The organism is Bradyrhizobium sp. (assembly GCF_022844465.1).
In the GTDB taxonomy this organism is placed as follows: Bacteria; Pseudomonadota; Alphaproteobacteria; order Rhizobiales; family Xanthobacteraceae; genus Bradyrhizobium.
The window spans coordinates 1061240-1083783 of record NZ_JALHLP010000001.1 but is presented as its reverse complement, the minus strand read 5'-3'; the positions used below and the strand labels follow the sequence as shown (position 1 = coordinate 1083783).

At 60.6% G+C, this 22544-nt stretch carries 18 protein-coding genes; 10 read left to right on the top strand and 8 right to left on the bottom strand.

From position 1 onward, the window contains the following. Window positions 1–2: 2 nt before the first annotated feature. The gene (locus Q0D31_RS05135) at window positions 3–935 is read right to left on the bottom strand and encodes a glycosyltransferase family 2 protein (RefSeq protein ID WP_291846025.1); all 933 of its coding nucleotides are present in this window, start codon (window positions 933–935) and stop codon (window positions 3–5) included. Window positions 936–1141: 206 nt separating this feature from the next. Between Q0D31_RS05135 and Q0D31_RS05130 the strand changes: the two genes are divergently transcribed. Beyond that, window positions 1142–2335, top strand: a complete 1194-nt coding sequence (locus tag Q0D31_RS05130) for a polysaccharide pyruvyl transferase family protein (RefSeq protein WP_291846017.1) — start codon at window positions 1142–1144, stop codon at window positions 2333–2335. Between the two features lie 85 nt (window positions 2336–2420). Here Q0D31_RS05130 and Q0D31_RS05125 read toward each other — a convergent pair whose 3' ends face one another. Further along, window positions 2421–3191: a methyltransferase domain-containing protein gene (locus Q0D31_RS05125; RefSeq protein ID WP_291846009.1), complete on the bottom strand. Its 771-nt coding sequence runs from the start codon at window positions 3189–3191 to the stop codon at window positions 2421–2423. 353 nt (window positions 3192–3544) lie between these two features. Here Q0D31_RS05125 and Q0D31_RS05120 point away from each other — a divergent pair, with 353 nt between their 5' ends. Beyond that, entirely contained in the window at window positions 3545–5035 is a 1491-nt protein-coding gene (locus Q0D31_RS05120) for a DUF4038 domain-containing protein (protein WP_291845999.1), read from the top strand. Between the two features lie 61 nt (window positions 5036–5096). Here Q0D31_RS05120 and Q0D31_RS05115 read toward each other — a convergent pair whose 3' ends face one another. Continuing rightward, window positions 5097–6434 carry a glutamate-1-semialdehyde 2,1-aminomutase gene (locus Q0D31_RS05115; RefSeq protein WP_291845991.1) on the bottom strand — a complete coding sequence of 446 codons (1338 nt, stop codon included), beginning with the start codon at window positions 6432–6434 and terminating at the stop codon, window positions 5097–5099. A 266-nt stretch (window positions 6435–6700) separates the two neighbouring features. On the opposite strand from Q0D31_RS05115, the gene Q0D31_RS05110 reads away from it, so the two are divergent. The 5 genes from Q0D31_RS05110 to Q0D31_RS05090 all read left to right on the top strand — a co-directional run bounded on the left by Q0D31_RS05110 (window position 6701) and on the right by Q0D31_RS05090 (window position 12173). Next, entirely contained in the window at window positions 6701–7744 is a 1044-nt protein-coding gene (locus tag Q0D31_RS05110; protein ID WP_291846794.1) for an SDR family oxidoreductase, read from the top strand. Window positions 7745–7770: 26 nt separating this feature from the next. Further along, window positions 7771–9033 (top strand): class I SAM-dependent methyltransferase, encoded by a 1263-nt coding sequence (locus tag Q0D31_RS05105; protein ID WP_291845983.1) that lies wholly within the window; start codon window positions 7771–7773, stop codon window positions 9031–9033. Window positions 9034–9104: 71 nt separating this feature from the next. Further along, window positions 9105–9647 (top strand): dTDP-4-dehydrorhamnose 3,5-epimerase family protein, encoded by a 543-nt coding sequence (locus Q0D31_RS05100; protein ID WP_291845964.1) that lies wholly within the window; start codon window positions 9105–9107, stop codon window positions 9645–9647. 15 nt (window positions 9648–9662) lie between these two features. Continuing rightward, complete coding sequence (locus tag Q0D31_RS05095) at window positions 9663–10973, top strand: DUF4910 domain-containing protein (RefSeq protein WP_291845957.1); 1311 nt, start codon at window positions 9663–9665, stop codon at window positions 10971–10973. 66 nt (window positions 10974–11039) lie between these two features. Further along, the gene (locus Q0D31_RS05090) at window positions 11040–12173 is read left to right on the top strand and encodes an acyltransferase (protein ID WP_291845950.1); all 1134 of its coding nucleotides are present in this window, start codon (window positions 11040–11042) and stop codon (window positions 12171–12173) included. A 221-nt stretch (window positions 12174–12394) separates the two neighbouring features. Here Q0D31_RS05090 and Q0D31_RS05085 read toward each other — a convergent pair whose 3' ends face one another. Continuing rightward, complete coding sequence (locus Q0D31_RS05085; protein ID WP_291845943.1) at window positions 12395–13255, bottom strand: response regulator transcription factor; 861 nt, start codon at window positions 13253–13255, stop codon at window positions 12395–12397. Window positions 13256–13835: 580 nt separating this feature from the next. Continuing rightward, the gene (locus tag Q0D31_RS05080) at window positions 13836–14540 is read right to left on the bottom strand and encodes a DUF3750 domain-containing protein (RefSeq protein WP_291846786.1); all 705 of its coding nucleotides are present in this window, start codon (window positions 14538–14540) and stop codon (window positions 13836–13838) included. 396 nt (window positions 14541–14936) lie between these two features. Here Q0D31_RS05080 and Q0D31_RS05075 point away from each other — a divergent pair, with 396 nt between their 5' ends. The 3 genes from Q0D31_RS05075 (at window position 14937) to Q0D31_RS05065 (ending at window position 18877) form a co-directional block, all read left to right on the top strand. Next, window positions 14937–16922: a VTT domain-containing protein gene (locus Q0D31_RS05075; RefSeq protein WP_291845937.1), complete on the top strand. Its 1986-nt coding sequence runs from the start codon at window positions 14937–14939 to the stop codon at window positions 16920–16922. Next, the gene (locus Q0D31_RS05070) at window positions 16919–17602 is read left to right on the top strand and encodes an endonuclease/exonuclease/phosphatase family protein (protein WP_291845931.1); all 684 of its coding nucleotides are present in this window, start codon (window positions 16919–16921) and stop codon (window positions 17600–17602) included. The genes Q0D31_RS05075 and Q0D31_RS05070 overlap by 4 nt, the downstream gene beginning before the upstream one ends. A gap of 87 nt (window positions 17603–17689) precedes the next feature. After that, on the top strand, window positions 17690–18877 hold the full coding sequence (locus Q0D31_RS05065) for a CoA transferase (RefSeq protein WP_291845916.1): 1188 nt from the start codon (window positions 17690–17692) through the stop codon (window positions 18875–18877). A gap of 18 nt (window positions 18878–18895) precedes the next feature. Here the strand turns inward: Q0D31_RS05065 and Q0D31_RS05060 are convergent, their stop codons facing one another. The 3 genes from Q0D31_RS05060 to Q0D31_RS05050 are packed head-to-tail and all read right to left on the bottom strand — an operon-like array spanning window position 18896 to window position 22523. Then, window positions 18896–19975, bottom strand: a complete 1080-nt coding sequence (locus Q0D31_RS05060) for a dipeptide ABC transporter ATP-binding protein (RefSeq protein ID WP_291845911.1) — start codon at window positions 19973–19975, stop codon at window positions 18896–18898. Continuing rightward, the gene (locus Q0D31_RS05055) at window positions 19972–20952 is read right to left on the bottom strand and encodes an ABC transporter ATP-binding protein (protein WP_291845904.1); all 981 of its coding nucleotides are present in this window, start codon (window positions 20950–20952) and stop codon (window positions 19972–19974) included. The genes Q0D31_RS05060 and Q0D31_RS05055 overlap by 4 nt, the downstream gene beginning before the upstream one ends. Then, window positions 20952–22523 carry an ABC transporter substrate-binding protein gene (locus Q0D31_RS05050; RefSeq protein ID WP_291845890.1) on the bottom strand — a complete coding sequence of 524 codons (1572 nt, stop codon included), beginning with the start codon at window positions 22521–22523 and terminating at the stop codon, window positions 20952–20954. The genes Q0D31_RS05055 and Q0D31_RS05050 overlap by 1 nt, the downstream gene beginning before the upstream one ends. Window positions 22524–22544 lie beyond the last annotated feature (21 nt).

The window sequence follows — 22544 nt, the reverse complement described above, 5'->3', positions numbered from 1 at the left end:
CATCAAGTGCCCTGCTGGCCTGAGGTTGCTGTCTTTACCGGTGAACGGAGCAGCGTTGGCGACAGACTCGCGGCATATCTGACGAGGTCCCAACCTTCGCGGAGATTACCGGCCTGGAGCGCGCGTGCGCCCCAACCGAGCGCACGAAGCGCAATGCTCCGGTTAACTGTTCTTCGCAGCAGCTGGGCATCATGAAGCAACCTGCCTTGGTCATCAAGAAAGCTGTCGAAAGCCGCCTTGCGATACACCAGATCTGACTTTCGCCCGGTCAGATGCTGATCGGACTGATTCAGCCCGTGAAGCCGACGAATACCCTGCACGGCGCTGGTCTCCGCGACGTCGCCAAAACAGGCCAGCCGCAGCATCATCTCGACGTCTTCGGTATAGGTGAGTTCAGGTTTGTAGTGCTTTGCTTGCTTTTGCACGGAAGTTCGCACCACCATGGTGCCCAGTGCCAGGAAGCTTGCAGGCTTACGGCACCGTTCCCAGATGAAGTCATGGCCGCGCGAAACCTTCCAATGCGACTGGGCTGTCGAATCGATGGTGGGAACAGGCTCGCCCTGCCGATGCTCGAGTTCCTGTCCCAGGATCAGAGCGACGTTCGGGTTTTGATCCATGAAGCTGATGGCACGCGGAATCGAGCCCGGCGCCGACAGATCATCAGCGCAGATGATCATGAAGTAGGACGATGACGCCCAATCAATACCTTCATTGAAGCTGGCCATCAAACCAAGGTTGGTTTGGCGCGCCCTGACCTCAATCCTGGGGTCTTCGGCAGCGAGTTGACGTGCAATTTCGACGCTGTTGTCAGTGGATGCGTTGTCCAGAATGAGAATACGCAACCGGTCGATGCCTTGATCACGAATACTGTTAACGCAATCGCGCAGGTAGCGGCCGTACTGGTACGATGGGACAAGAATATCGATACCGGGCACCTGACTGCTCCTGTATTGGCGTTCAATCGTGGCAAGGCGGCCGCACCGCCTAGGTGAGCTAACGCGCAAATGACCCGGGGAATGCGGTTAGGCATCACGCGCTTTCGCACTTGCATATCACAATATTACAATGTTTTCTGAATATTAGACGCCACGCTGCTCATAGAGCCGCACACTGATCTCTCCAGAGTTAAGGGGTATGACGGATGCCATCGCGACCCCTGAGGATCGGAATCTTCGGCAATTTCGGTATCGGCAATTTTGGCAACGAGGCCACGCTCGAGGCCATGCTCGATGCCCTAAAGCGAAGTGGATCCGAACTCGAGCTGACCTGCATATGTACGGACCCGAAACGGGTGCGGGATGAGCACGGGGTGGCGGCAACTCCTTTGAATCAGCAGGGCTCCTCCCTCTTAAGGAAAGTGACCAATATCTCGTACGCGATTCGGACGATGACGAGGCTCGACGTGCTGATCATTCCGGGCACGGGTATCCTTAACGATTACTGCTCCCCGCCGTTAGGGATGCCCTACACGCTGTTCCGGTGGTGTTTCGCAGCGAAGATGGTGGGCGCACAAATTGCATTTGTCAGCATCGGTGCTGGTCCCTTGCATCACCCTCTGACCCGCTGGTTCGTCAAACGCTCTGCATCCATGGCAGGCTACCGCTCATACAGGAACCAGTTCTCAAAAAGGTATCTCGCCGGAATGGGGCTGAACACCGCGGCCGACCCTGTCTATCCAGACTTGGCGTTTGCTTTGCCCTTACCGGCACCAGCGGACTCTCAAGCTGCGCAGTCCGGGCCTCTCAGGGTTTGTATTGGCGCGATGCATTACCAGGGTTGGCGCGGTCATCTCGAAACCGACGCTACGATTTATGAGACGTACCTCGGGAAGCTGAAGGAGTTCGCGTTTTGGTTGTTGGACCGGAACCATTCTGTTCGGCTGATCATGGGCGACGAGCGCGACGAGAAAGCTGTCACCGATCTTCAACGCATGCTGCTTGCTGAACGTCCGTCGCTGTCCGAAGGCCAGCTGATCGCAGAGCCATCGCGCTCACGCGAAGACGTCATGCGTCAAATGAACGATGGCGACGTGGTAATCGCGACTCGCTTTCACAGCGCCGTCTTTGCGTTGATGCTAGGCAAGTTGACGATCTCCACCGGTTACTCTGAATACCATTCTGAATTGATGGACGTGATGGGGCTGGGGGCATTTAGCCAGCATACCGAAGACTTAAGCGTCGAAACACTCATCAGTCAGTTCAAGGAACTGACGTCGAACAGGTGCCGCTACGAGGCGTTGATACAGGAGAACGTGCACGTCGCAAGAGCGTCACTCGGTGACCAGGAAAAGCAAATGGCGTCTGGCTTCTTCAAGCATTGCGCGGATAAGCCATAGCAGTTCGTTTTGCAGATGCGAGAGCCCGCGAACGAACTCCGGAGCGTAAGCGGCCTGTATCGAGCCGGTGCGCCGGCGACTCCGGCTAGGCGGAGGATTTTCTGAACACGAACAGCTCGGTTTGGCCAGGCGGCATCGGTGACAGAAACGAGCCGACGAGCCTGTACTGCCGCGCGCTGAAGAAGCCTTCGATTGCTTCAGACGGCATGGCCGCCGGATAGGAGGAATGGCTCGGTATGCCGCGACCCGCCCAGGCTTCAATCGTGGCAGGAGGCAGGCATCTTTCAGTCATGGCGTCGAAGACAAGGTAGCCACCTGGCTTGAGTACCCGGTCCATTTCGCACCAGTAACCGGCGGTCGTCACGAACGTGACGGTGGAAAACACCTTGTGCGCTTGAACCAAATCGATCGAAGAGGCGGGCGTTGCTCGCAAATGAGTGCCGTCGGTGGGTTGGGACAGCACAGGGAAGGTCCTGATCAGGTATGCTGCCCAGTCCGCGGCGGTTTCGTATATTTCGTAACGTTCGGGCGAGCACTCACGCAGCGTCCGTTCGAGATAGCGGCCAGATCCCGGGCCTATTTCGAGAATCGTGTGCAGGGGTTGCTCGAATACCCCAAGTCGCTTCATTTCGTCGATGACGGCCTGGGTTGCGCCAGCGATGCCCTGGCGGGCATCAATGTACTCGCCCAGCGGGAGTCCGGAGTTTTTGGCCTCGATAATCGTTTGTTCGAAGGGAATGAACGAACTGACGTCTCCCCAATCGTGGCTACTACGTGAGAGCTTTAGACCGATTGGAGAGAGTACAAGATTGGCAGTTTCGGCCATCTTTTTCGAGATGCTGGTCAGGGAGGGCATGAAAAAATCTTTCAAGAAAAAACCGGAAGCGCCACGATCGTAGAAGTGGCCTGTTCATGCTTGGACCCGCTACAGGCGGGCGACAGGGCTGGCACTTCACGGAGACGATCGAGGGGAGTTTGCGTCCTGCTCAAGGCGCATCGACGTGAAGGACTGTTGACCAGAACGGAGAATAGAAGAGAACTTGAGACCGCGATGCGGAGCTTATACGGGCAGCACGTCGCCGGCAATCGGCTCGAAATTCGGCGGCGCCAACCAAGTTTGTCTTTAGTGGTCTAGGACAGGGTGGTGTAGGGTTCAGTCAATCGTGCTTGTTAAAGGCAACACATGGCTGGGTCTGGCGAGGCGATGTCATGCCACTCGACACCATAGGCCGGCGATCATTCTTGGCGGGTTGCGGAGCGGTAGGGGTCGACCTAGCGCGGTGTTTTCTACCGCGGGCGCTGTCCGGAGTTGTTGCTCAGGCGGCTCAGGGCGAATCGCCGCTGCCACTGCGGTTTCCAGTTGCGCTGAATTCCCAACGCACAGCGTTCATCGACCAGGACGGCAAGCCCTGCTTTGCCTGCGGTGAAGCGCCGCAACATCTGATCCAGCAGCTCTCCGGGTCGGACGTCGAGGCGTATTTGCTCGACCGGGCGGCGCGCGGCATCAATGTTCTCTGGATGATCGCCGCCGACAAGACCTACCAGAGCAACCCGCCGAACAATTTCGCCGGCGATGCTCCCTTCAGCGGCGCCGATTTCACGAACTTCAATGAGCCCTACTGGGCTCATGTCGACTACGTAATGCAGCGGTGCCTGGCTTACGGCATGACCGTGCTGCTGATGCCGATGTTCGTGGGCCTGAAGGGTACGGAAGGTTACCAGGCCAGCGTGAGGGATAGCAGCGATGCGGTAATTGAGGGGTATGGGACGTTTCTCGCCAATCGCTACAAGCGTTTTCCGAACCTGATCTGGCTGCTCGGCGGAGATGCCGATCCCAACAATGCCCTTGTCTATGGCAAGCTCGACAAGCTGGCGATGGCCATCAAGGCCGCTGATCCCCTGCATCTGATGACACTCGAAGCCAACTACGTTCTGGAAACCGGGGCCGCAACGCCGAACGGCAGCTACTCGAGCGTCGATGCGCATCGAATCGCCTATGGCTCTGTCAGACCGTGGCTTGATGTCAATTGGGTCTACGAGCCACTAAAGAGCGTGGTGTCAGGCGCGCAGCGTTGTTATTCGCAAGGCTTGCCCTGTTTGATGGGCGAGGACTGGTACGAGCTTGAGCATTCGACCACCGCCGCGCAGTTGCGCGCCGAGGGTTATGGCGCTGTCCTCGGCGGCTGCACGCTGGGACGCCTGTTCGGCAACGGCGCGATCTGGCCGTTCAATTCGGCGAATGCTCGCAACGGAGTCAATGCTGGACCGCCGACCTGGCAGAGCCAGCTGAACTCCGCCGGCTCGGTCGGCCAGCAACTACTCGGCAAGCTGTTTCGATCGCGAAGCTTTCACCTGCTGGTGCCGGACGTATCGAACGAGGTAATGACGGCTGGCGCCGCTGGCGGGTCCGTCTGCGCGCGTGCCAGCGACGGTCGAACGATTATCGTCTATCTGCCAGCGGGCCAGACGTTCTGGGACAAGCTGGCTTTGCGTCGCCGGACGGTCACGATCGACATGAGCAAGATCACCGATGCCAGCCATCTTGCCAATTGCAACTGGTATGATCCCGGCACGGGAGCGGTAGCGGCAGCGGGAAATTTCCCCAATTCCGGAATACGAAGTTTCACGTCGCCTGGCTCCGGCGACTGGGTGCTGATTATCGATTCCGCCGAGGCCAAACTCCGGACGCCGGCTACGTGAACAGATCCAAGGGGCTAGAAGAGCCTCGGCATGTTCGTGCCCGCGGCCGTCACGCTGCTTCTCAATTGAATTTCCGGAATACCGGCTTTACCGGGCGCCCGATCAGGTAGCGCTCGACACCGTCTTCCAGCGCCCGGCGATAAACCTGAAGCGCCTCTCCGATCGCCTCAATCGTGCGATCGATATCGGCGTCGCTGTGAGAGAAGCTCACCACCAGGGATGGCATGATCAAGCCGCGTCGAATCGTCTCCTGGAGGAAAAGCGCCCTGAAAGCCTGCGACGGAACCTTGGACTGGTCGCGCGTGGCGTAGACCAGGTTTGAGGGTCGGCCCAGCACTTCAAAGTTTCCTTTGAGGCCAAGCGAGTCGATGGCTTGATTGACGCCGGTCCGCAACCGCTCTCCCTGGCGGTGAAGAAAATCTATGACGCCGTCGCGGCGGTAGATATGCATCGTTTCGATCGCGGCCGCGAGCGAGTGGGTCTCGGCGCCGTGGGTTGTCGAAAGCAGGAAGACGCGCTCCCGGTCATGCTGCAAACCGCCGAGTTCCATAAGCTCCTTGCGGCCCGCCAACGCGGCCACCGAGAATCCGTTGCCCATGCCTTTGCCGAAGGTCGAAAGGTCCGGCGAGATTCCATATACCTTCCTGGCGCCGGCGTTATGCCATCGGAAGCCGGTAATCATTTCATCGAGAATGAATACCGCTCCCTCGCGGCGACACAGCTCTTGAACCGACTGGAGAAAGCCGGGTTCCGGATCCACGGCCGTCGCCGCTTCGAGAATGACACAGGCAATCCCGCCGGGTTTTTGTTCAAACAACGACCGAAGGCTATCAATGTTGTTGAAACGAAACTGGACGGTCAGGTCCTGGATGGCTTTCGGAATGCCCGCCGACATCGGGGTATCTCCGATGAACCAGTCGTCGACAGAAAAGAACGGCTGATCGCCGCATCTGGCAATCAGGTCGCGCCCGGTATATGCCCGCGCGAGCCTTACCGCCGCGGTGGTCGCGTCCGATCCGTTCTTGCCGAACTTCACCATGTCGTAGCCTTCGATCAGGCTCAGGAACTGTTCGGCGCAGTCCAGTTCGATGGCGGCCGGACGCGTGTAGTTTTCGCCGAGCAGCATCTGGCGATGAGCCGCTTCGACGACAGGTGCGTAAGCATGTCCCAGCGTCACCGCGCGCAAGCCCATCCCGTATTCGATGAACTCGTTTCCATCGACGTCCCAGACGTGACATCCCAGGCCTCGCTTCAGAAATCCGGGCGCCAGCACCGGATACTGATCATCGCCCTTGGCGTAGGTATGGGCTCCGCCCGGGATAAGGGCGTGAGCGCGCGCCTGCATTCTTGCCGAGGTTTCGAACGTCTGCGCAAAGGGAGGCTTGGTTGGCGAATTCAAGGAAATCCCTCTCGGAAAATTTCAGTTCGCTCTACTCTGTAGCAAGGCCCGCATCGTGCGACCTCACCAGGAAGACCTGATGACCGCGCGGCGGCTCTTCACTCTATCCCTTCCTTTACGTCCAAAAGCCTGTACTTACAACGAGTAGCAGGCACTCCGTGGCGCCCATAGCCGTTAACCTGAATCGCACAAAGGGTGGGTTTCGGTCCGGAAATGTCGTAAGAAATTGCTGCGCATTTGTGATCGCGGCTGTTAGAGGCAATCTCTTGAAAGTTCTCATTACCGGCAACATGGGTTACGTTGGGCCCGCGGTCGCAAAATATCTGCGGTCCCGCCGTCCGAATGCGACGCTTCACGGCTACGACAATGCCTATTTCGCGCATTGCCTGACCGGCTCCACGGTCGTTCCGGAGCGATTTCTCGACGAACAGTTTTACGGTGACGTGCGCAACGTCTCGCTCGATCTGACCGGATATGACGCCGTCGTCCAACTGGCTGCGATTTCCAATGATCCAATGGGAAACAAATTCCAGGCGGTAACCCACGATATCAACCAGAAGACGACGGTTTCGATCGCGCGGGCGGCGGCAGCCGCGGGCGTCAAGCATTTCGTGTTCGCATCGAGTTGCAGCGTCTATGGAATTGCCGACGGTCCGCCTCGCAAGGAAACCGACCCGCTGAATCCGATCACAGCCTACGCGAAATCAAAGATTGGCGCGGAGCAGGAACTTGTTGCCATCGATAGCGATATGGTCGTGACCTGTCTTCGCTTTGCCACGGCTTGCGGGATGTCGGATCGGCTTCGGCTTGATCTCGTTCTGAACGATTTCGTGGCTTGCGCGATCAGCCGAGGCTTGATCAGCGTTCTCTCCGACGGCTCGCCGTGGCGTCCGTTGATCGACGTTGCCGACATGGCCCGCGCCATTGACTGGGCGATCGACCGACCAGCCGGAACGGGGGGGCGATATCTCTCGGTCAATGCGGGATCGGATGACCGTAATTTTCAGGTCAAGGATCTGGCCAATTCGGTAGCAAAGGCGCTACCGGGCACCAAGGTATCGATCAATACTTCAGCGCCAGTCGACAGCCGCTCCTACAAGGTCGATTTCTCGCTATTCCGATCACTCGCGCCCAACCACCAGCCGACCATGAGCCTTGATCAGTCGATTCAGAATCTGGTCGCCGGCCTCAAGAAAATGAAGTTCCAGGATAGCGAATTCCGGTCGTCGGACCTGATGCGCCTGAAGGTGTTGCAGGATCACATTGACTGCGGTCGCCTCAATGAAAACCTGGAATGGAAAGAAATCTGACGACAGTGTCGAAATTGGAAATACCAATGAGTATCAGCACGCCTGCGGCTCCCGGCATTGCGCCGAAATGCCGCCACTGTGGGCACCAACTTTCCCTTAAGCTGATCAGCCTCGGCCTGTCGCCGGTCGCCAACGACTACGTTGAGCCGGCCGCCTACATGAAGGCGGAGCCATTCTATCCTCTGGAGGCATTCGTCTGTGGCGAGTGCCGTTTGGTGCAAACCCGCGATCTGCTGGCAGCGTCAGACATCTTCCGTGCTGACTATGCCTATTTTTCATCGCACTCGTCGTCATGGCTGGACCACGCCAGGACCTATGTCGACGATATGTCCGAGCGTTTCCAGCTGGGCGCCAACTCGCGTCATGTCGAGATCGCATCCAATGACGGCTATCTGCTGCAGTACTCGATCGCCAAAGGCATCAACTGTCTCGGGATCGAGCCGTGCGAGAGCGTGGCGATTGCGGCGCGCAGGAAGAATATTGAAACACGCATTGAGTTTTTTGGTCGAGCGTATGCTGAAATCTTGCGCGGCGAGGGCTGGGTCGCGGACCTGATCACTGCAAATAACGTGCTGGCGCATGTGCCCGACATCAACGATTTCGTCGCGGGCGCCAGAGTATTGCTCGCGCCCAATGGCGTGGCCACGTTCGAGGTGCAGCACTTGCTGACGCTCATGCAACGGCACCAGTTCGACACGATCTACCACGAGCATTTCTCTTATCTGTCGCTGATTGCCGGACAGCGCATCTTCGCCAAGGCCGGTCTTCGTGTGTTCGACGTTGAATTGCCCGAAACGCACGGCGGATCCATCAGGTTCTTCGTGTGCCATGCGAATGCCTCGCATCTTGAGAGCCCCCGGGTGGTGGAGGTACTGGCGAAGGAACGCGACTACGGCTTGGATAGGGATGACGTCTATATTGCCTGGAGCGAATCGGTAAAGGAGACGAAGCGCAATCTCCTGGACCTGCTGATCTCGCTCAAGCGTCAGTCGAAAACCATCGTTGGATATGGTGCGCCCGCAAAGGCTGTAACGCTGCTGAACTACTGCGGCGTCGGCGTCGATTTCGTCGATTTCACCGTGGATCGCGCGCCTTCAAAGCAGGGTCGCTATCTCCCGGGCGTTCGGATTCCGATCCTGCCGCCCGAAGCGATCTTCGAAGCCAAGCCCGATTACGTCCTTATTCTGCCCTGGAATCTCAAGCAGGAGATCAAGGCGCAGATGGAGGGAATTCGAGCCTGGGGAGGGCGCTTCATCGTGCCGGTTCCGAAGGCTACCATTGAAGGCTGACCGCGGATGGAAGCTAGCTTCCTGCTGAGCTTGAACACGCCGAATTAGACTGTACCGACGAGGTTGGATCCGTGAAATTCATTGCGCTGGGCGAGTCAGATGCGCGTTTGATCGAACTGGCGCCCCGTGCAGACGTGCGAGGTAGCTTCACGCGCACCTGGTGCGCGGAAAGCTTTGCGGCGCAGGGAATCGATTTTCGTCCAGTTCAGGGCAACAGCTCGCTGACGCGAGTTCGCGGAAGCGTTCGCGGAATGCATTTCCAGAGGGCTCCGAAGGCCGATGCAAAAATCGTTCGCTGCACCGCTGGGCGCATTCACGACGTCATCGTGGACGTGCGGTCGACCTCACCGACCCGGGGCCAGATTTTCGCCAATGAACTGGCCCCGTCCTCCGCAACGATGGTCTACATCCCGGCCGGTTTCGCGCATGGGTTTCAAACATTGGAGGACGACTCGGTCGTCGAGTACCTGATGGGAGTGGAGTACGTCGAAGAATTATCGGATGGATTTCGGCACGATGATCCCTTGTCCGGTATCAGATGGCCGGAGCCGGTAACGGTGTTGTCGCCCAAGGATGCCGGGTGGCCACTGCTCTCGCATCGCAAGCTGTGGTGAGGCTCTGGAACTAGGATGCTGGACAGGTCGCAACCATCGCTGTCGGGTCGGAAGCCCGCGATAGACCTCCATGGTCTGGTCACGGAATTGTTTCCGATCAATCGGAGTCTGACCGGCGCCGGTGTTCGCAAGACGCTTGAAATCGTCGGGCGTCACATCGATCTCGCGGTTCGGGAAGTCGAAACCGGCACCGCGGTGCTCGACTGGCACGTGCCGATGGAATGGAACATTCGCGGCGGCACGATCTCGACGATGTCGGGTCGTCGTCTGGTCGACTTTGGCGAAAACAATCTTCATGTGGTGGGCTACAGCAAGCCGGTGGAGGGCGTCGTGAGTCGCGCCGAACTGGCGGCGCATGTCCATACATTGCCCGATCAGCCCGACCTCGTTCCCTATCGCACCGGATACTATGCCGACGACTGGGGCTTCTGCCTTGCCCATCGCCTCTGGCAAACGATGACGGACGAGAACTATCGCGTCGAGATCGACAGCGACATTTCGCCGGGTTCGCTCACCTATGGGGAGCTGTTTCTTCCCGGTCAGACCAACCGGGAGATGCTGATCACCTGTCACATCTGTCATCCCAGTCTCGCCAACGACAATCTCTCTGGAATCGCGGTCATGACCGCGCTTGCCATGCGGCAGGCCCGAGGAAGGCGACGGTTGAGCTATCGCTTCCTGTTCCTCCCGGCCACCATCGGCGCCATTGCGTGGCTGGATCGAAACGAATCGCGGCTCGCCGGGATCGAGCACGGCCTGGTGCTGACCTGCCTGGGAGACCCCGGCGGATTTCACTACAAGAACAGCCGCAGTGGCGCAGTCATCGATCGCGCCGTAGCGCACGTCCTGCAACATTCCGGGCATCCCTACCAAGTCCTGCCATTCAACCCCTATGGCTACGACGAGCGGCAGTTCTGTTCCCCGGGGTTCGATCTGCCGGTCGGCTGCCTGATGCGCAGCGTGCACGGGACTTTTCCCGAATACCACACCTCGGCCGACAATCTGGATTTCGTGAAGCCAGAAGCGTTGGAACAGTCCTACGCCGTCATCGAGGCGGTTCTGGATCTGCTTGATCGTAACCGCACCTATGAACGCGTGGATGGACGAGGCGAACCACAGCTCGGAAGGCGCGGACTTTACCGGGCAATTGCGGGCCAGCGCAACGCCGGCGGCGCCGGTCAGATGGACCTGCTATGGCTTCTTAACCTTGCAGATGGGAAGCACAGTCTGCTGGATATGGCGATCCGTGCCGATGTCCCGTTCGCGCGGCTCGAAGCTGCGTCGCGGCTCGCACTGGAAGCCGCGCTCATTCGTGAAGTGCATTGATGGTTTTCTGCTTGCGCTGAAGAAGTGATTGGGCGGTGCCGTAGCGTCACCGAGTCAGGAATCATAATGGGTAAGGGCGTTCTGGTATCGAGGCCGCAGGGCAGGGATCGTTCCGGAACAAGCGAGCTTGAGCCCGCTGTGGGCAGGATCCAAAGCCTGCAGCAACTGCGGGTGTTCGCCGCGTCGATCATCGTCCTCTATCATACCGAGCTGCAGATCACGCGGCTGACGGACGGCGTGCACGAGCACTCGCTCGGCTTCGGTGCGGCTGGCACCGACTTGTTCTTTGCTATCGGTGGTTTCATTCTTGTCTACACATGTCACGATCGGCAGGTCACCTTCGGAGCATTCCTGTACCGCCGCTTTGTCCGCATTGCGCCTCTCTACTGGCTGTTCACGCTCCTGATGCTGATCGTGTTGCTGGTCGCGCCGCACTACCTGGTAACGGCGAAGGCCGAGTTCTGGCACGTTGTGTTCTCGTTCGCCTTCATTCCCTATCCCCACCCTGTTCTTGGCGTCGATGTGCCATTCTTGTTTTCAGGGTGGGTACTCAATCATTTCGCGTTCGTCTATCTGCTGTTTGGCTCGTTGTTGTTCATGTCGACCGGCCGGCGGATCGTTGGCGTAGCCGCGGCCCTGAGCATCTTGGTCGTATTGAAGGTATTGTTTGGTGACAGAAGTCACCTGCTCAATTTCTACGGCTCAACCGTGGTGCTGGATTTCGTGCTCGGAATGGTCGTCGCGTGGCTGTTCCTCACACGATACGAGTCGCCTTGGATCATCGTGGCAGTGTTGCTCGTCGGTGCATCGATGTTTGCGATGGGTGTGTTGCGCGGCGTGTCAGAAGGCAGTGAGCGGGCGCTTTACTGGGGGGGTGCCGACGCGGCTTTCCTTTTCGCGTGCGTGTCCGTCGAGAAGCGGTGGGGATGGCCGAAAGTCCGCTTCCTTAGCAGACTTGGGGATGCATCCTATTCGGTGTTTGTTTCCCATCTATTCACCCTCGCGCTGGTGGCGAGCCTGCTTCGGGCGTTGCGGGCGTTTCCCATGCTTGGGGTTTCGGGCGCGCGGGTCGTGTTCCTTGCGGCAGCTTGGACCGTGGGCTTGGTGGTCTACGTGGCGATCGAACGGCCCTTGATGCGCTACCTGGGCCGGTGGCGGGGACCGCGCGCGACGGAACTGATTGTGACGAAAGAAGCGTGATCACGGATAGGTCGGCAGAAACAGGCGTCGATGAGCTGGAGCATCGAGCCTGATATGGGGGAAGCCAGGCATGCTGGCAGGTCTGGTATGAAACCCCGCTTTCGGTTCCGCACTCATCATTGGAGACGTCACTGTTGCTGTGGAGGCCAACGCTTCGGAACTGGAACCTGGCTGGACGTATCGCAAGCATTAACACCAACGATAGCACCAAAAGTGTTCCGCTAGTGAGATACGGAAGATTTGATCGTTGCAGCCAAATTCAGGGGATACGTTTCAACCAAAGGGTCGGCGGCAAATCCGCTGCGGCCGGCGGCGATGGCGACTTGCGTGCGGTTGGATACGCCCAGCTTGCGCATAATTTCGCGGACATGAACCTTCACGGTCATTTCGGTCATTCCGAGCTTGCGACCGATCACCTTGTTGGGATCGCCCTGACACAAGCACGCGAGAACGGCATGCTGGCGCTCGGTGAATTCCGGTGCTTGTCGAGCGCCGCCAGAACCGTTGCCGCGCCGGACGCCCGTTGATTTTTCTTCGAGCAGGAATCCCTGCTGACCGTAGAGGCCATCGCCGGGTCCGAGGGGAGGCGCCTGATGTTGCTGGTCCAGATCCGGAGGAACGTGCAGTTGGAGAAAGTCGTTCTGCCGGCATTCAACTGACTGCGCGTCGCCGTTCCCGTGACCGGCCATGATGACGGCGGGTGGAAAATAAGTGCCGCCATGCAGGACGAATGAAAGGGCCTGCAATGCCAGATCCGGTGACATCGAATTGCTGAAGTAGCCCTTGGCCCCGGAACGGATCGCGGCGACGATGGTGGCTGGATTCTCGTCGTCGGAGACGATTGCCAGCGTCGCCTCCCGGCGAAGAATATTCAACAATCGGATTTCGGTGAAGAGATCGTGCGCCTGGGGGGCGCCAACACAGTAGACGAGCATGTCGCATTGGGCGCGTTCGACGAGTCTGGAATGTGCTTCGTCGGGATCAAGCGACAGCAACTCGACATTCTCGTTCCTGGCCCACGCACCCAGGAAGCTTTCGACGCGAGCCCGTCGAAAAGCCAGCGCGTCAACAATGTAAACCATTTTCCGGGATGGGACCAACATTACGCGCCCCTTGAAAATTCTTGCACTGCGATCGAATTTTGCACCGCAATCAGCAGCATCCTTTCGAAATGATCGCGGTCGCTATGAAATAAATCACACAGTATCCTAATTGTGGGGGCAATCTTACTCTCATCAGGTCGGGATGCCAAGAAGGCCGAACTACGACGAGATGTCGTCGAAACCGTGGAAACCTGCGGATCGAGGGCGGGCGGGTGTTCTGCACCCTGATGGTGGTTCGTCCCGACGCCGCCCAAGGCGTGGCAACGTCTTGGCCAGGCCTGCGAAGGGCTGGGTCAGCATGAGGAAGCGTTGCACCAGCATCTCGAGTTCATGCCGCTGCAGCCCGGTTTGGCCGGAGGGTACGTCGCAGTCGCCAGATGCCTGGTCAAGCTCGGCCGGATGAAGGAAATCAACGCGGCGCTGCAGGCTGCGATCGAGCCGACGAGCGGACCATCTGTCGTGGGTCGGGCCAATGGGCGGGGCGGACCCGACCAGCGGACTGGCCGGGTGCATGCGGCTCTGTTGTAAGGACCTTGCCGCGGTTGAAAGCGATGACGCTTTACGACAATGGCAGTCCGATCCGGCCGACGGCGGGCAGCTTCAACGCAGGCCGGCGGATGTCCAATCCGAGTACGCCACCAAAGAGGTTGAATTCGATCCCCTCGATCCATCCGACCGTGAGCCCGAGATAGCCGCCGAGATTGGCAAACACGCCGGTGCGGGACGGCGTGAGGCCGAACCATTCGCCATGGTAGGGGTAGTCCTTGCCGATGGCGGTTGGCGGCAGGACCGCGTTTAATTCCGGAACGGCGTCCAGAATGGCCTGGATGAAGGTATTGGAATTCGGACCTGGCCAGGGGCTGTAGTCGCCATAGGCCCGGAACCGGTAGCTCTCGACGACCGATCGGATTTTGGGAATGAGAAGCTCAGCGTCTCGGCCATCAACGCGCACGACCGTATCCGGAACAGCGCCGAACCATCGCGCGTCGGCGAGAAAGCCATCGATCCGGATCGGCTCCCCCCATGCGGTATAGTCGTAGCGGGTATAGCGGTCGGCCCCACGCTCCTTGACGACAATCCAGGTATGCACCGCGAATATTCCGCGCCAGCGCACGGTGCGCGCAGCAAACACCCTGATCAGGGCCCCCTGGCGCTCCGAGGCAGCGGGAAGCAGCCCCGCACTGGAGCGATCTGCGGTTTGCCAGTTTCCCCGCCGGTCGCCCAGCAGGTAATTCACTGCGGAGACGGCCACCGGAACCAGCATGAGCAGGAGAAAAATGACGAAGTATCTCTTCACGATGGGGTCAACTGGCGCGCCTTCTGCGATCGAGTCTATCTAACCCTCGACACCGAGTTTTCCAGTCGGCTCCGATGTATTCCCGGTCTTCGCCAGCGGCCTTCCAGACGGGGCCTGGGTCGTTCCGATCGGTTGAGGGAGGCCGGCGGGAGGAACTGTTCCACAGAATAATCGTTGGGTTCGCTGCGAGCCAAGCGTAGGCTGCAAGTTACCCGACCGTTTTTTGGGCCCCCGCCGAGGTGTCGACTGCTTAAGAGCTCATCCATTCTGATCCCCGGCGAAACCGTCTGGAAAAGATGCAAGGCCGGGCGGCTGACAATCCTCAACGATGCTGCGGCCTATTTCGCGGCCCTTCGGGAAGCTTTGCTGCTCGCCACGCAGCAGGTCTATATCATCGGGTGGGACATCCACAGCCTGACCCGTTTTGTCGGACCTTCCGGACGTGCCGACGACGGGTTTCCTGAGGAACTGGGGCCGTTTCTGAAGGCTCTTCTGGAGGCAAAGCAAGACCTGCGGATCAACATTCTCATCTGGAATTTTCCCGCCCTGTATGCCGCCGAGCGCGAATGGAATTCGCCCAGCAAGTTTTCATCCAAAGCGCCGGATAGGCTGCGTTTCTGTTTCGACTCCAGCCTTCCCCTGGGCTCCGCGCAACACCAGAAGATCGTGGCCATTGACGGTGCGGTCGCGTTCTCCGGCGGCCTCGACCTCACGATCCGCCGCTGGGACACCAGCAACCACGCAGCTGATGATCCGCTCCGCATCGATCCCGACGGCAAGCCGTACCCGCCGTTTCACGACGTCCAGTGCCTTGTAGATGGCGAGGCCGCCGGCGCGCTTTGGGAACTGGCCGAGCGCCGGTGGCAGGCTGCCGGCTGCACGGTCGAACGCGCGGTGGCGACCGACGGCGATCGTTGGCCGGCTTCGGTGCCTGCCGATTCGCTGGAGATGGCGACGGGCATCGCCCGGACCGAGCTAAGGACCGGCAGCGCTACCGGCGCAAACGAGGTCGCGCGACTGTTCGAGGCTTCCATCAACGTCGCCAACCGTTTCATCTACATAGAAAACCAGTTTATCAGCGCGACCGATATCGCGGGCATGCTGGCGCAGCGAATGCTTGACGTACCCTCGCTTCGTGTCCTGATCGTTACGCCGAAGACGCATTCGTCCTGGTTTGAATCGCAGGCCATGCAGGGCGGTCGCGGCGGCTTCATCGAGGCGTTCGTCTCGGCGGGCGTCACCGATCGGGTTCGCATTCTCTACCCGCTGGCGCGGGGCGTGAATTCATCCACCCCTGTCATGGTACACAGCAAGGTGATGATCGTCGATGATCGCGTCCTGCGCGTGGGGTCGGCCAACTTGAACAACAGATCGATGGGGGCGGATACCGAATGCGACCTCCTCTTCGAGGCGAACTCCGAACAGCATCGGAAATTCATCGATCACATCCGTCACGGGTTCATCGGACATTTCTGCGGCTTGGATGCTCTGGAAGTCGGACGCCACGACGCCGAGCTTTTTGGACTGCTCGACCAGCTATCCACGGGCGAGCGAGAGAAGTCGCTGGGGCCGATCGATGCGACCGAGAAACTAGCCGGGGTCGCGTCGATCGTGCAACCGGTCGCAGACCCCAGACAGCCCCTCCATCTCGACCGTGCTGCCAGTCGCATGTGGACACTGAACACTGTATTGGCTGCAGGCGGCCTGGCGGTGGCCCTCGCCGGCCTCGCGCTGGTCTGGCAGTACACTCCGCTAATGGATTTTTCCGATGTAGGTTTCGTGTCCGCCTTCATCGCGCAAACCGCGCGCTCTGAATTCGCGCCACTGCTTGCGATTGCCGCCTTCGTCATCGGGGGCTTCATGATGTTTCCGGTCGTGATTCTGATTGCGGCGACCGCCGCAGCGCTGGGCCCGTGGATGGGTTTCATCAGTGCTGCAGCCGGCGTGCTTCTCAGTGCACTTCTGCTGTTTGGAATTGGTCGGGTGCTGGGCCAGGCCCGGATGCAGCGGCTTCTCGGGCGCCGTTCTTCGCGGGTCCAGAGCCGCATTATCGGCAAGGGGGTCTTGGCGGTTGCTCTGATCCGCATGGTGCCGCTTGCCCCGTTTTCGGTCGTCAATATGGTGGCCGGCGCCAGCAAACTGGGTTTGCGGGACTTCATGCTTGGAACCGCGCTCGGCATGATGCCGGGAATTACCGTGATGGCCGCGCTGGGCGCGCAGATCGCGGATCTGGCGGCAAATGCTTCCTGGACCAATGTATTGCTGCTTGCTGTTGCGATCGTTGCCTGGATTGCGGTTTGCCTCGTTGCACAGTTCCTGGTGACCTGGCTCGCGGGACGAAAGACGTGACCGATACCATCCGCATCATGACCTGGAACGTTCACGGCACCTTCAACCTCAATCCGGCATTCGATCTGGATGGCGTGTGTTCCATTATCAGCTATTGGTCGCCCGATGTGGTGGCGCTGCAGGAGATTGACTCTCGCGGACGAACCGATGATCCGTTTGGCCGGCTGGCGAGGGCGGTCGGCGACCATCGGATAGACGCCAGGTCGATCGTCACCGAGGATGGCGATTACGGCCAGGCGCTGCTGAGCCGCTGGCCGTTCGTCGAGGCCCCGACCATCATCGACGTATCATATCAGGAACGCGAGCCGCGCAGGGCGATCTCGGCGCGCATAAACGCGGGCATCGGAGAGGTGCGGGTCGTTGCGACCCACCTTGGTTTGAGCATGCGAGAGCGAAACACCCAGGCACGGGCTCTGGCTGACCTGGCGCGGCAGAGGCGAACGCTGGTGGTCGGTGATTTCAACGACTGGCTCTTTGTGATGTCGGTGCGACGGGTGCTCGCGCGAGCCTGTCCGGTTCGAACGCGGCTGCGAACGTTTCCCGCCCGGATGCCCATGCTGCGGCTGGATAGAATCTATGCCTCGCGGGATATGTCGATTCGCTCGGCCTGGACTGATCGCAAGGCTGGCGCGTATTCGGATCATCTTCCAGTCATCGCGGATGTGGCCTTCGCCGAATAGAGCGAAACCCGACCCCCGCACCGCCGTCTTGCGCTGTCGGCCGTTCCCTGTAACGTGGCGGAAATTTCGGCAGCGGGGAAACCGTCGATGGGGGGAGTTCTGGAGGGCGTGCGCGTCCTCGATTTTGGCCGCTATATCGCAGGACCCTATTGCGCGACCCTGCTGGCGGAATTCGGTGCCGAGGTGATCCGCGTCGAAAAGCGCGACGGCAGCGAGGATCGTTTCGTGGCGCCGGTCGGGGCGGGCGGCGAGGGCGCTCTTTTCCTGCAGATCAACCGCAACAAGAAGTGCATCACCCTCGATCCGATGAAGCCCGAGGGGCAGGAGGTCATGCGCCGGCTGGTCGCCACGGCGGACGTGGTCGTCGCCAATCTGCCGCCGCAGACGCTGCGCGCGATGAAGCTCGACTATGAATCGCTCAAGGCGGTCAAGCCTGATATCATTCTGACGACCGCGACCGCCTTCGGCGGGCCGGGCCCCTGGTCTGACCGCGTCGGCTTCGACGGCGTCGGGCAGGTGATGTCGGGCGCGGTGTACATGACCGGCGCCGGCGAGCCGCCTTACCGGGCCGCCGTCAACTGGGTCGATTTCGGAACGGCGCTGCACTGCGCGTTCGGAACGCTCGCCGCGCTGATCGAACGCGGCAAGTCCGGGCGCGGGCAGATCGTCGAGGGCGCCCTGCTGGCGACCGCGCTTTCCTTCACCAACGCGACGCTGATCGAACAGGCCGTGATCGCCGCCAACCGCGTCCCGACCGGCAATCTCGGGCAGACCGCAGCGCCCGCCGACATCTACCGGACCAAAGACGGCTGGGTGCTGTGCCAGGTCACCGGCCACCCGCTCTTCATCCGCTGGGCCAGGCTGATGGGTGAGGAGGACTACTGGCTGAAGGATCCGCGCTTTGCCGACGATCTCAAGCGCGGCGACAACGGCGCTATTATCAGCGAACGCATGGCGCGCTGGTGCGCCGGGCGGACGACCCAGGAGGCGGTCGATACGCTGGGACAGGCGATGATTCCGGCAGGCCCGGTTCTGAGCCCGCAGCAGGCGCTCGAGCATCCGCATATTCGCGCCGCCGGCTTCCTGCAGGACGTTGATTATCCCGGCCTGCCGAAACCGGCGCCGGTGGCCCGCGCCGCGGTGCGGCTGTCACGGACGCCGGGCGAGATCGCGACGCGGCCGCCGGCGCTGGGCGAGCACACCGACCTCGTTCTGGCCAGCATCGGCTATGACGCCGCCGCCATCGCGGCGCTGCGGAAGAACGGGATCGTGTAGCGCCTGCGACGCTGGCGCTCAGGCCGGTGTCTGCGCCTGCTTGGCGGCCTCGAAGGCCGCCAGCCGTTCGGCGAACTTTCCGTTCGCCATGCCGGCCCGTGCGATGATGACCGGGACCGGCAAGGTTTCAAAGAAATGACAGGCCACGCGATGGCCGGGGGCGGCTTCGCGGAGCTTCGGCTCTTCGGCCGAGCAGCGTGGCTGCGGGTGCAGGCAGCGGGTGTGAAAACGACAGCCGGTCGGCGGGTTGAACGGGCTCGGCACGTCGCCCTGCAGCATGACGCGTTTGGTGCGCAGGCTGGGGTCCGGCTTGGGGATCGCCGCCAGCAGCGCCTGGGTATAGGGGTGCAGCGGTTTGGCGTAGATCGTCTTCTTGTCGGCGATCTCGACCAGCTTGCCGAGGTACATGACCGCGACGCGGTCACTGATGTGCTTCACCACGGCAAGGTCGTGGGCAATGAACAGATAGGAGAGACCGAAGCGCTGCTGCAGGTTCTGCAGCAGGTTGACGACCTGCGCCTGGATCGAGACGTCGAGCGCCGACACCGGCTCGTCGCAGATGATCAGGTCGGGATTGACCGCCAATGCACGGGCGATGCCGATGCGCTGGCGCTGCCCGCCGGAGAACTGGTGGGGATAGCGGCGGGCATGTTCGGGCGACAGGCCGACAATCTCCAGAAGCTCGCGTACGCGCGCCTCGCGCGAGGCGGGGTCGCCGATGTCGTGCACGCGCAGCGGCTCGGCCAGGATCTCGCCGACGGTCATGCGTGGATTGAGCGAAGCGTAGGGGTCCTGAAAGATGATCTGCATGTGTCGGCGCAACCGGCGCAGCGCATCCTTACCGAGGTTGGCGATCTCCTCGCCCTTGAAGCGAACCGACCCCGCCGTCGGGTCCATCAGGCGCAATACCAGGCGTCCGGTCGTCGACTTGCCGCAGCCGGACTCGCCGACCAGCGCCAGGGTCTCACCGCGGGCGATCTCGAAGCTCACATCCTCGACGGCGCGGACAAGGCCGACCTGCCGGCGCAGGATGATGCCGCGGCTGAGCTGAAAATGCTTGACCAGGCCGTCGACCTGGAGCACCGGGACGTCGCTCATGAACTTACCTCGACCGGGGCTTTCCAGCATGCGACCAGATGGCGGGGTGTGATTTCGCGCAGCGGCGGCGGGTCCTGCCGGCAGCGCCGGTCGGCGAACGGGCAGCGCGGCGCAAAACGGCAGCCCTTGGGCTGATTGTTGGGGCTCGGCACCGTGCCCTCGATCGTGGCGAGCCGCTTGCGGTCGACGTCGAGGCGCGGGATCGAGCCCAATAGCCCAATCGTGTAGGGGTGCTGCGGGTCGCCGAACAGATCGGCGACCTCGGCGCTTTCGACGATCTGGCCGGCATACATCACCAGCACCTCATCGGCCACTTCGGCGATCACGCCGAGATCGTGGGTGATGATGAGGATCGCCATGCCGAGCCGGCGCTGCAGCTCACTCAAAAGATCGAGAATTTGCGCCTGGATAGTGACGTCGAGCGCGGTTGTCGGCTCATCGGCAATCAGCAGCGCCGGCTCGCACGACAGCGCCATCGCTATCATGACGCGCTGGCGCATGCCGCCCGACAGGCTGTGCGGAAAATCGTCAATGCGCTGCGCCGCGGAAGGAATTTTCACCAGTTCGAGCATTTCGATCGCGCGCGCCCTGGCGGCCTGCGGCGTCATCGTGGCGTGGGCGAGTATCGCCTCGATGATCTGCTGGCCGATGGTGTGAACCGGATTGAGCGACGTCATCGGCTCCTGGAAGATCATCGACATCTTGCCGCCGCGCAGCTTGCGCCTCTCGTCGGCCGACAGTGTCAGCACGTCGCGGTTCTCGAACATGACCGCGTCGGCCTCGACCTTGCCCGGCGGGCTCGGCACCAGGCCCATCACCGACAGCGACGTCACGCTCTTGCCGCAGCCGGATTCGCCGACGAGGCCGACGGTGCGGCCGCGCGGCACGCTGAAGCTGATGCCGTCAACGGCGCGAAACAGGCCGCGGTCTGTCGCGAAGTGAGTCCTCAGGCCGCGAACCTCAAGCAGGTTTTCCATCAGAACGAGTAATCCAGTCCCTTGTAGAAGGTGTTCTGATAGAGCATATGCGGCCGGACACCCTTCAGTTTCTTCGTGTTGGTGGTGTACATCGCGATGTTCATCACCGGCATCCACAAATGCTCTTCGGTGACCCGCTGCTGCGCGAGCGCGTAGTACTTGGCCCGGTCCGCGTCGGTCAGCGCGGCGCGTCCCATTTTGAGGTATTCGTCGGTCTTGGCGTCGTTCCAGTTCATCCGGTTCGGCGCCGGCATGTTCTTGGAGTCGAAGTAGAAGTTGAGCAGGTCGCCCGAGGAAATGTAGGGGAACGTCACCGTCCACAATTCGAAATCCTGCTTGGCCATTTCGGCCGGCGCGATCGTGGAGTCGAAACCCATGATCTTCCAATCGATGCCGATCTTGCGCATGTAGCCCTGGATCGCTTCGGAGACCCTTCCGAAATAGGCAACCTGGGTGAACAGCACCTTGGGTGCGAGCTTGACGCCGTCCTTCTCGCGGATGCCGTCGGCGCCGACCTTCCAGCCGGCCTCGTCCAGCAGCTTCTTCGCCCGCTCGACATCCTCCTTGATGATCCCCTTGGTCGATTCGGCGAAGTCGAGCGCCTTGGGATCGATGAAGGTGTAGGCGGGCTCCGCGTTGCCCAGCATGATGCCCTTGACGATTTCGGCGCGATTGATGGCGATGTTCATCGCCTCGCGCACGCGCGCGTCAGCAACCATCGGCCGCGTGGTCTTGTAACCGTAGTACATCAGCTGGAAATTGGGTTTGGCTTCCTGGACGACAAGGTTGGGCGCGGCCTTGACCTGATCGATGAACTGAAGCGGGATCTGGTGCGTGACGTCGAATTGTCCGCCCAGCATGGCGGCGACGCGGCTGGAATCCTCGGGCACGATCTTGATGCTCATCTTCTCGAACTTCACCGGGCCCTTGTTCTGGTACATCGACGGGCCCCATTTGTAGGCGTCGTGGCGCTTGAGCACGATCTCGGTGCGCGGCTGCCAGCTTTCGAAGCACCATGGCCCGGTGCCGTCGATGGCCTTGATGCCGTAGTCCTTGCCGAGCGATTCCACGCTTTCCTGGTTGTGGATCGCCGTCGTGAACATGGTCAGCTGGAGCAGGAGATCGGCGAACGGTTCGTTCAGCTCGTATTCGACGGTGTAGGGGTCGGGAGCGCGCAACTCCTTGATGTTGCCGGCGCGCCAGGCGAGCGGCGCCTTGAGCTCGGAGCTGGTCAGGCGCTTGAAGGAATAGATCACGTCGGCGGCGGTGAACTTCTTGCCGCTGCAGAACGTCACGTCGTCGCGCAGCTTGAAGACATAGAGCTTGCCGTCGTCACTCTTGGTCCACGACTTGGCGAGATAGGGGATCGGCGTCTTGCCGTCCCAATCCATGGCGACCAGCGTATCCTGGAACATATTGACGATGTCCGACGTCGGCGACCAGGTGGTGCGCTGACCGTCATAGTGCGGCGCGTCGAGCGACTTCATGACCTTCAGGGTCTGCGCCTCGGCCGTTGCGGAAATGCCTGCCGCCGCCAGTAGCGCCAGGGCGGCCGTGGAAATGCTGCGCATCGTGTTTTCTCCCTCGTGATG

Excerpts from the sequence above, each read along its gene's own strand:
- Q0D31_RS05065 (WP_291845916.1), top strand. The coding sequence starts at position 17,690 with ATGGGGGGAGTTCTGGAGGGCGTGCGCGTCCTCGATTTTGGCCGCTAT.
- Q0D31_RS05085 (WP_291845943.1), bottom strand. The coding sequence starts at position 13,255 with ATGGTTTACATTGTTGACGCGCTGGCTTTTCGACGGGCTCGCGTCGAA.
- Q0D31_RS05125 (WP_291846009.1), bottom strand. The coding sequence starts at position 3,191 with ATGCCCTCCCTGACCAGCATCTCGAAAAAGATGGCCGAAACTGCCAAT.
- Q0D31_RS05080 (WP_291846786.1), bottom strand. The coding sequence starts at position 14,540 with ATGCTGGTTCCGGTGGCCGTCTCCGCAGTGAATTACCTGCTGGGCGAC.
- Q0D31_RS05090 (WP_291845950.1), top strand. The coding sequence starts at position 11,040 with ATGGGTAAGGGCGTTCTGGTATCGAGGCCGCAGGGCAGGGATCGTTCC.
- Q0D31_RS05060 (WP_291845911.1), bottom strand. The coding sequence starts at position 19,975 with ATGAGCGACGTCCCGGTGCTCCAGGTCGACGGCCTGGTCAAGCATTTT.
- Q0D31_RS05130 (WP_291846017.1), top strand. The coding sequence starts at position 1,142 with ATGCCATCGCGACCCCTGAGGATCGGAATCTTCGGCAATTTCGGTATC.
- Q0D31_RS05050 (WP_291845890.1), bottom strand. The coding sequence starts at position 22,523 with ATGCGCAGCATTTCCACGGCCGCCCTGGCGCTACTGGCGGCGGCAGGC.
- Q0D31_RS05105 (WP_291845983.1), top strand. The coding sequence starts at position 7,771 with ATGAGTATCAGCACGCCTGCGGCTCCCGGCATTGCGCCGAAATGCCGC.
- Q0D31_RS05055 (WP_291845904.1), bottom strand. The coding sequence starts at position 20,952 with ATGGAAAACCTGCTTGAGGTTCGCGGCCTGAGGACTCACTTCGCGACA.
- Q0D31_RS05120 (WP_291845999.1), top strand. The coding sequence starts at position 3,545 with ATGCCACTCGACACCATAGGCCGGCGATCATTCTTGGCGGGTTGCGGA.
- Q0D31_RS05095 (WP_291845957.1), top strand. The coding sequence starts at position 9,663 with ATGCTGGACAGGTCGCAACCATCGCTGTCGGGTCGGAAGCCCGCGATA.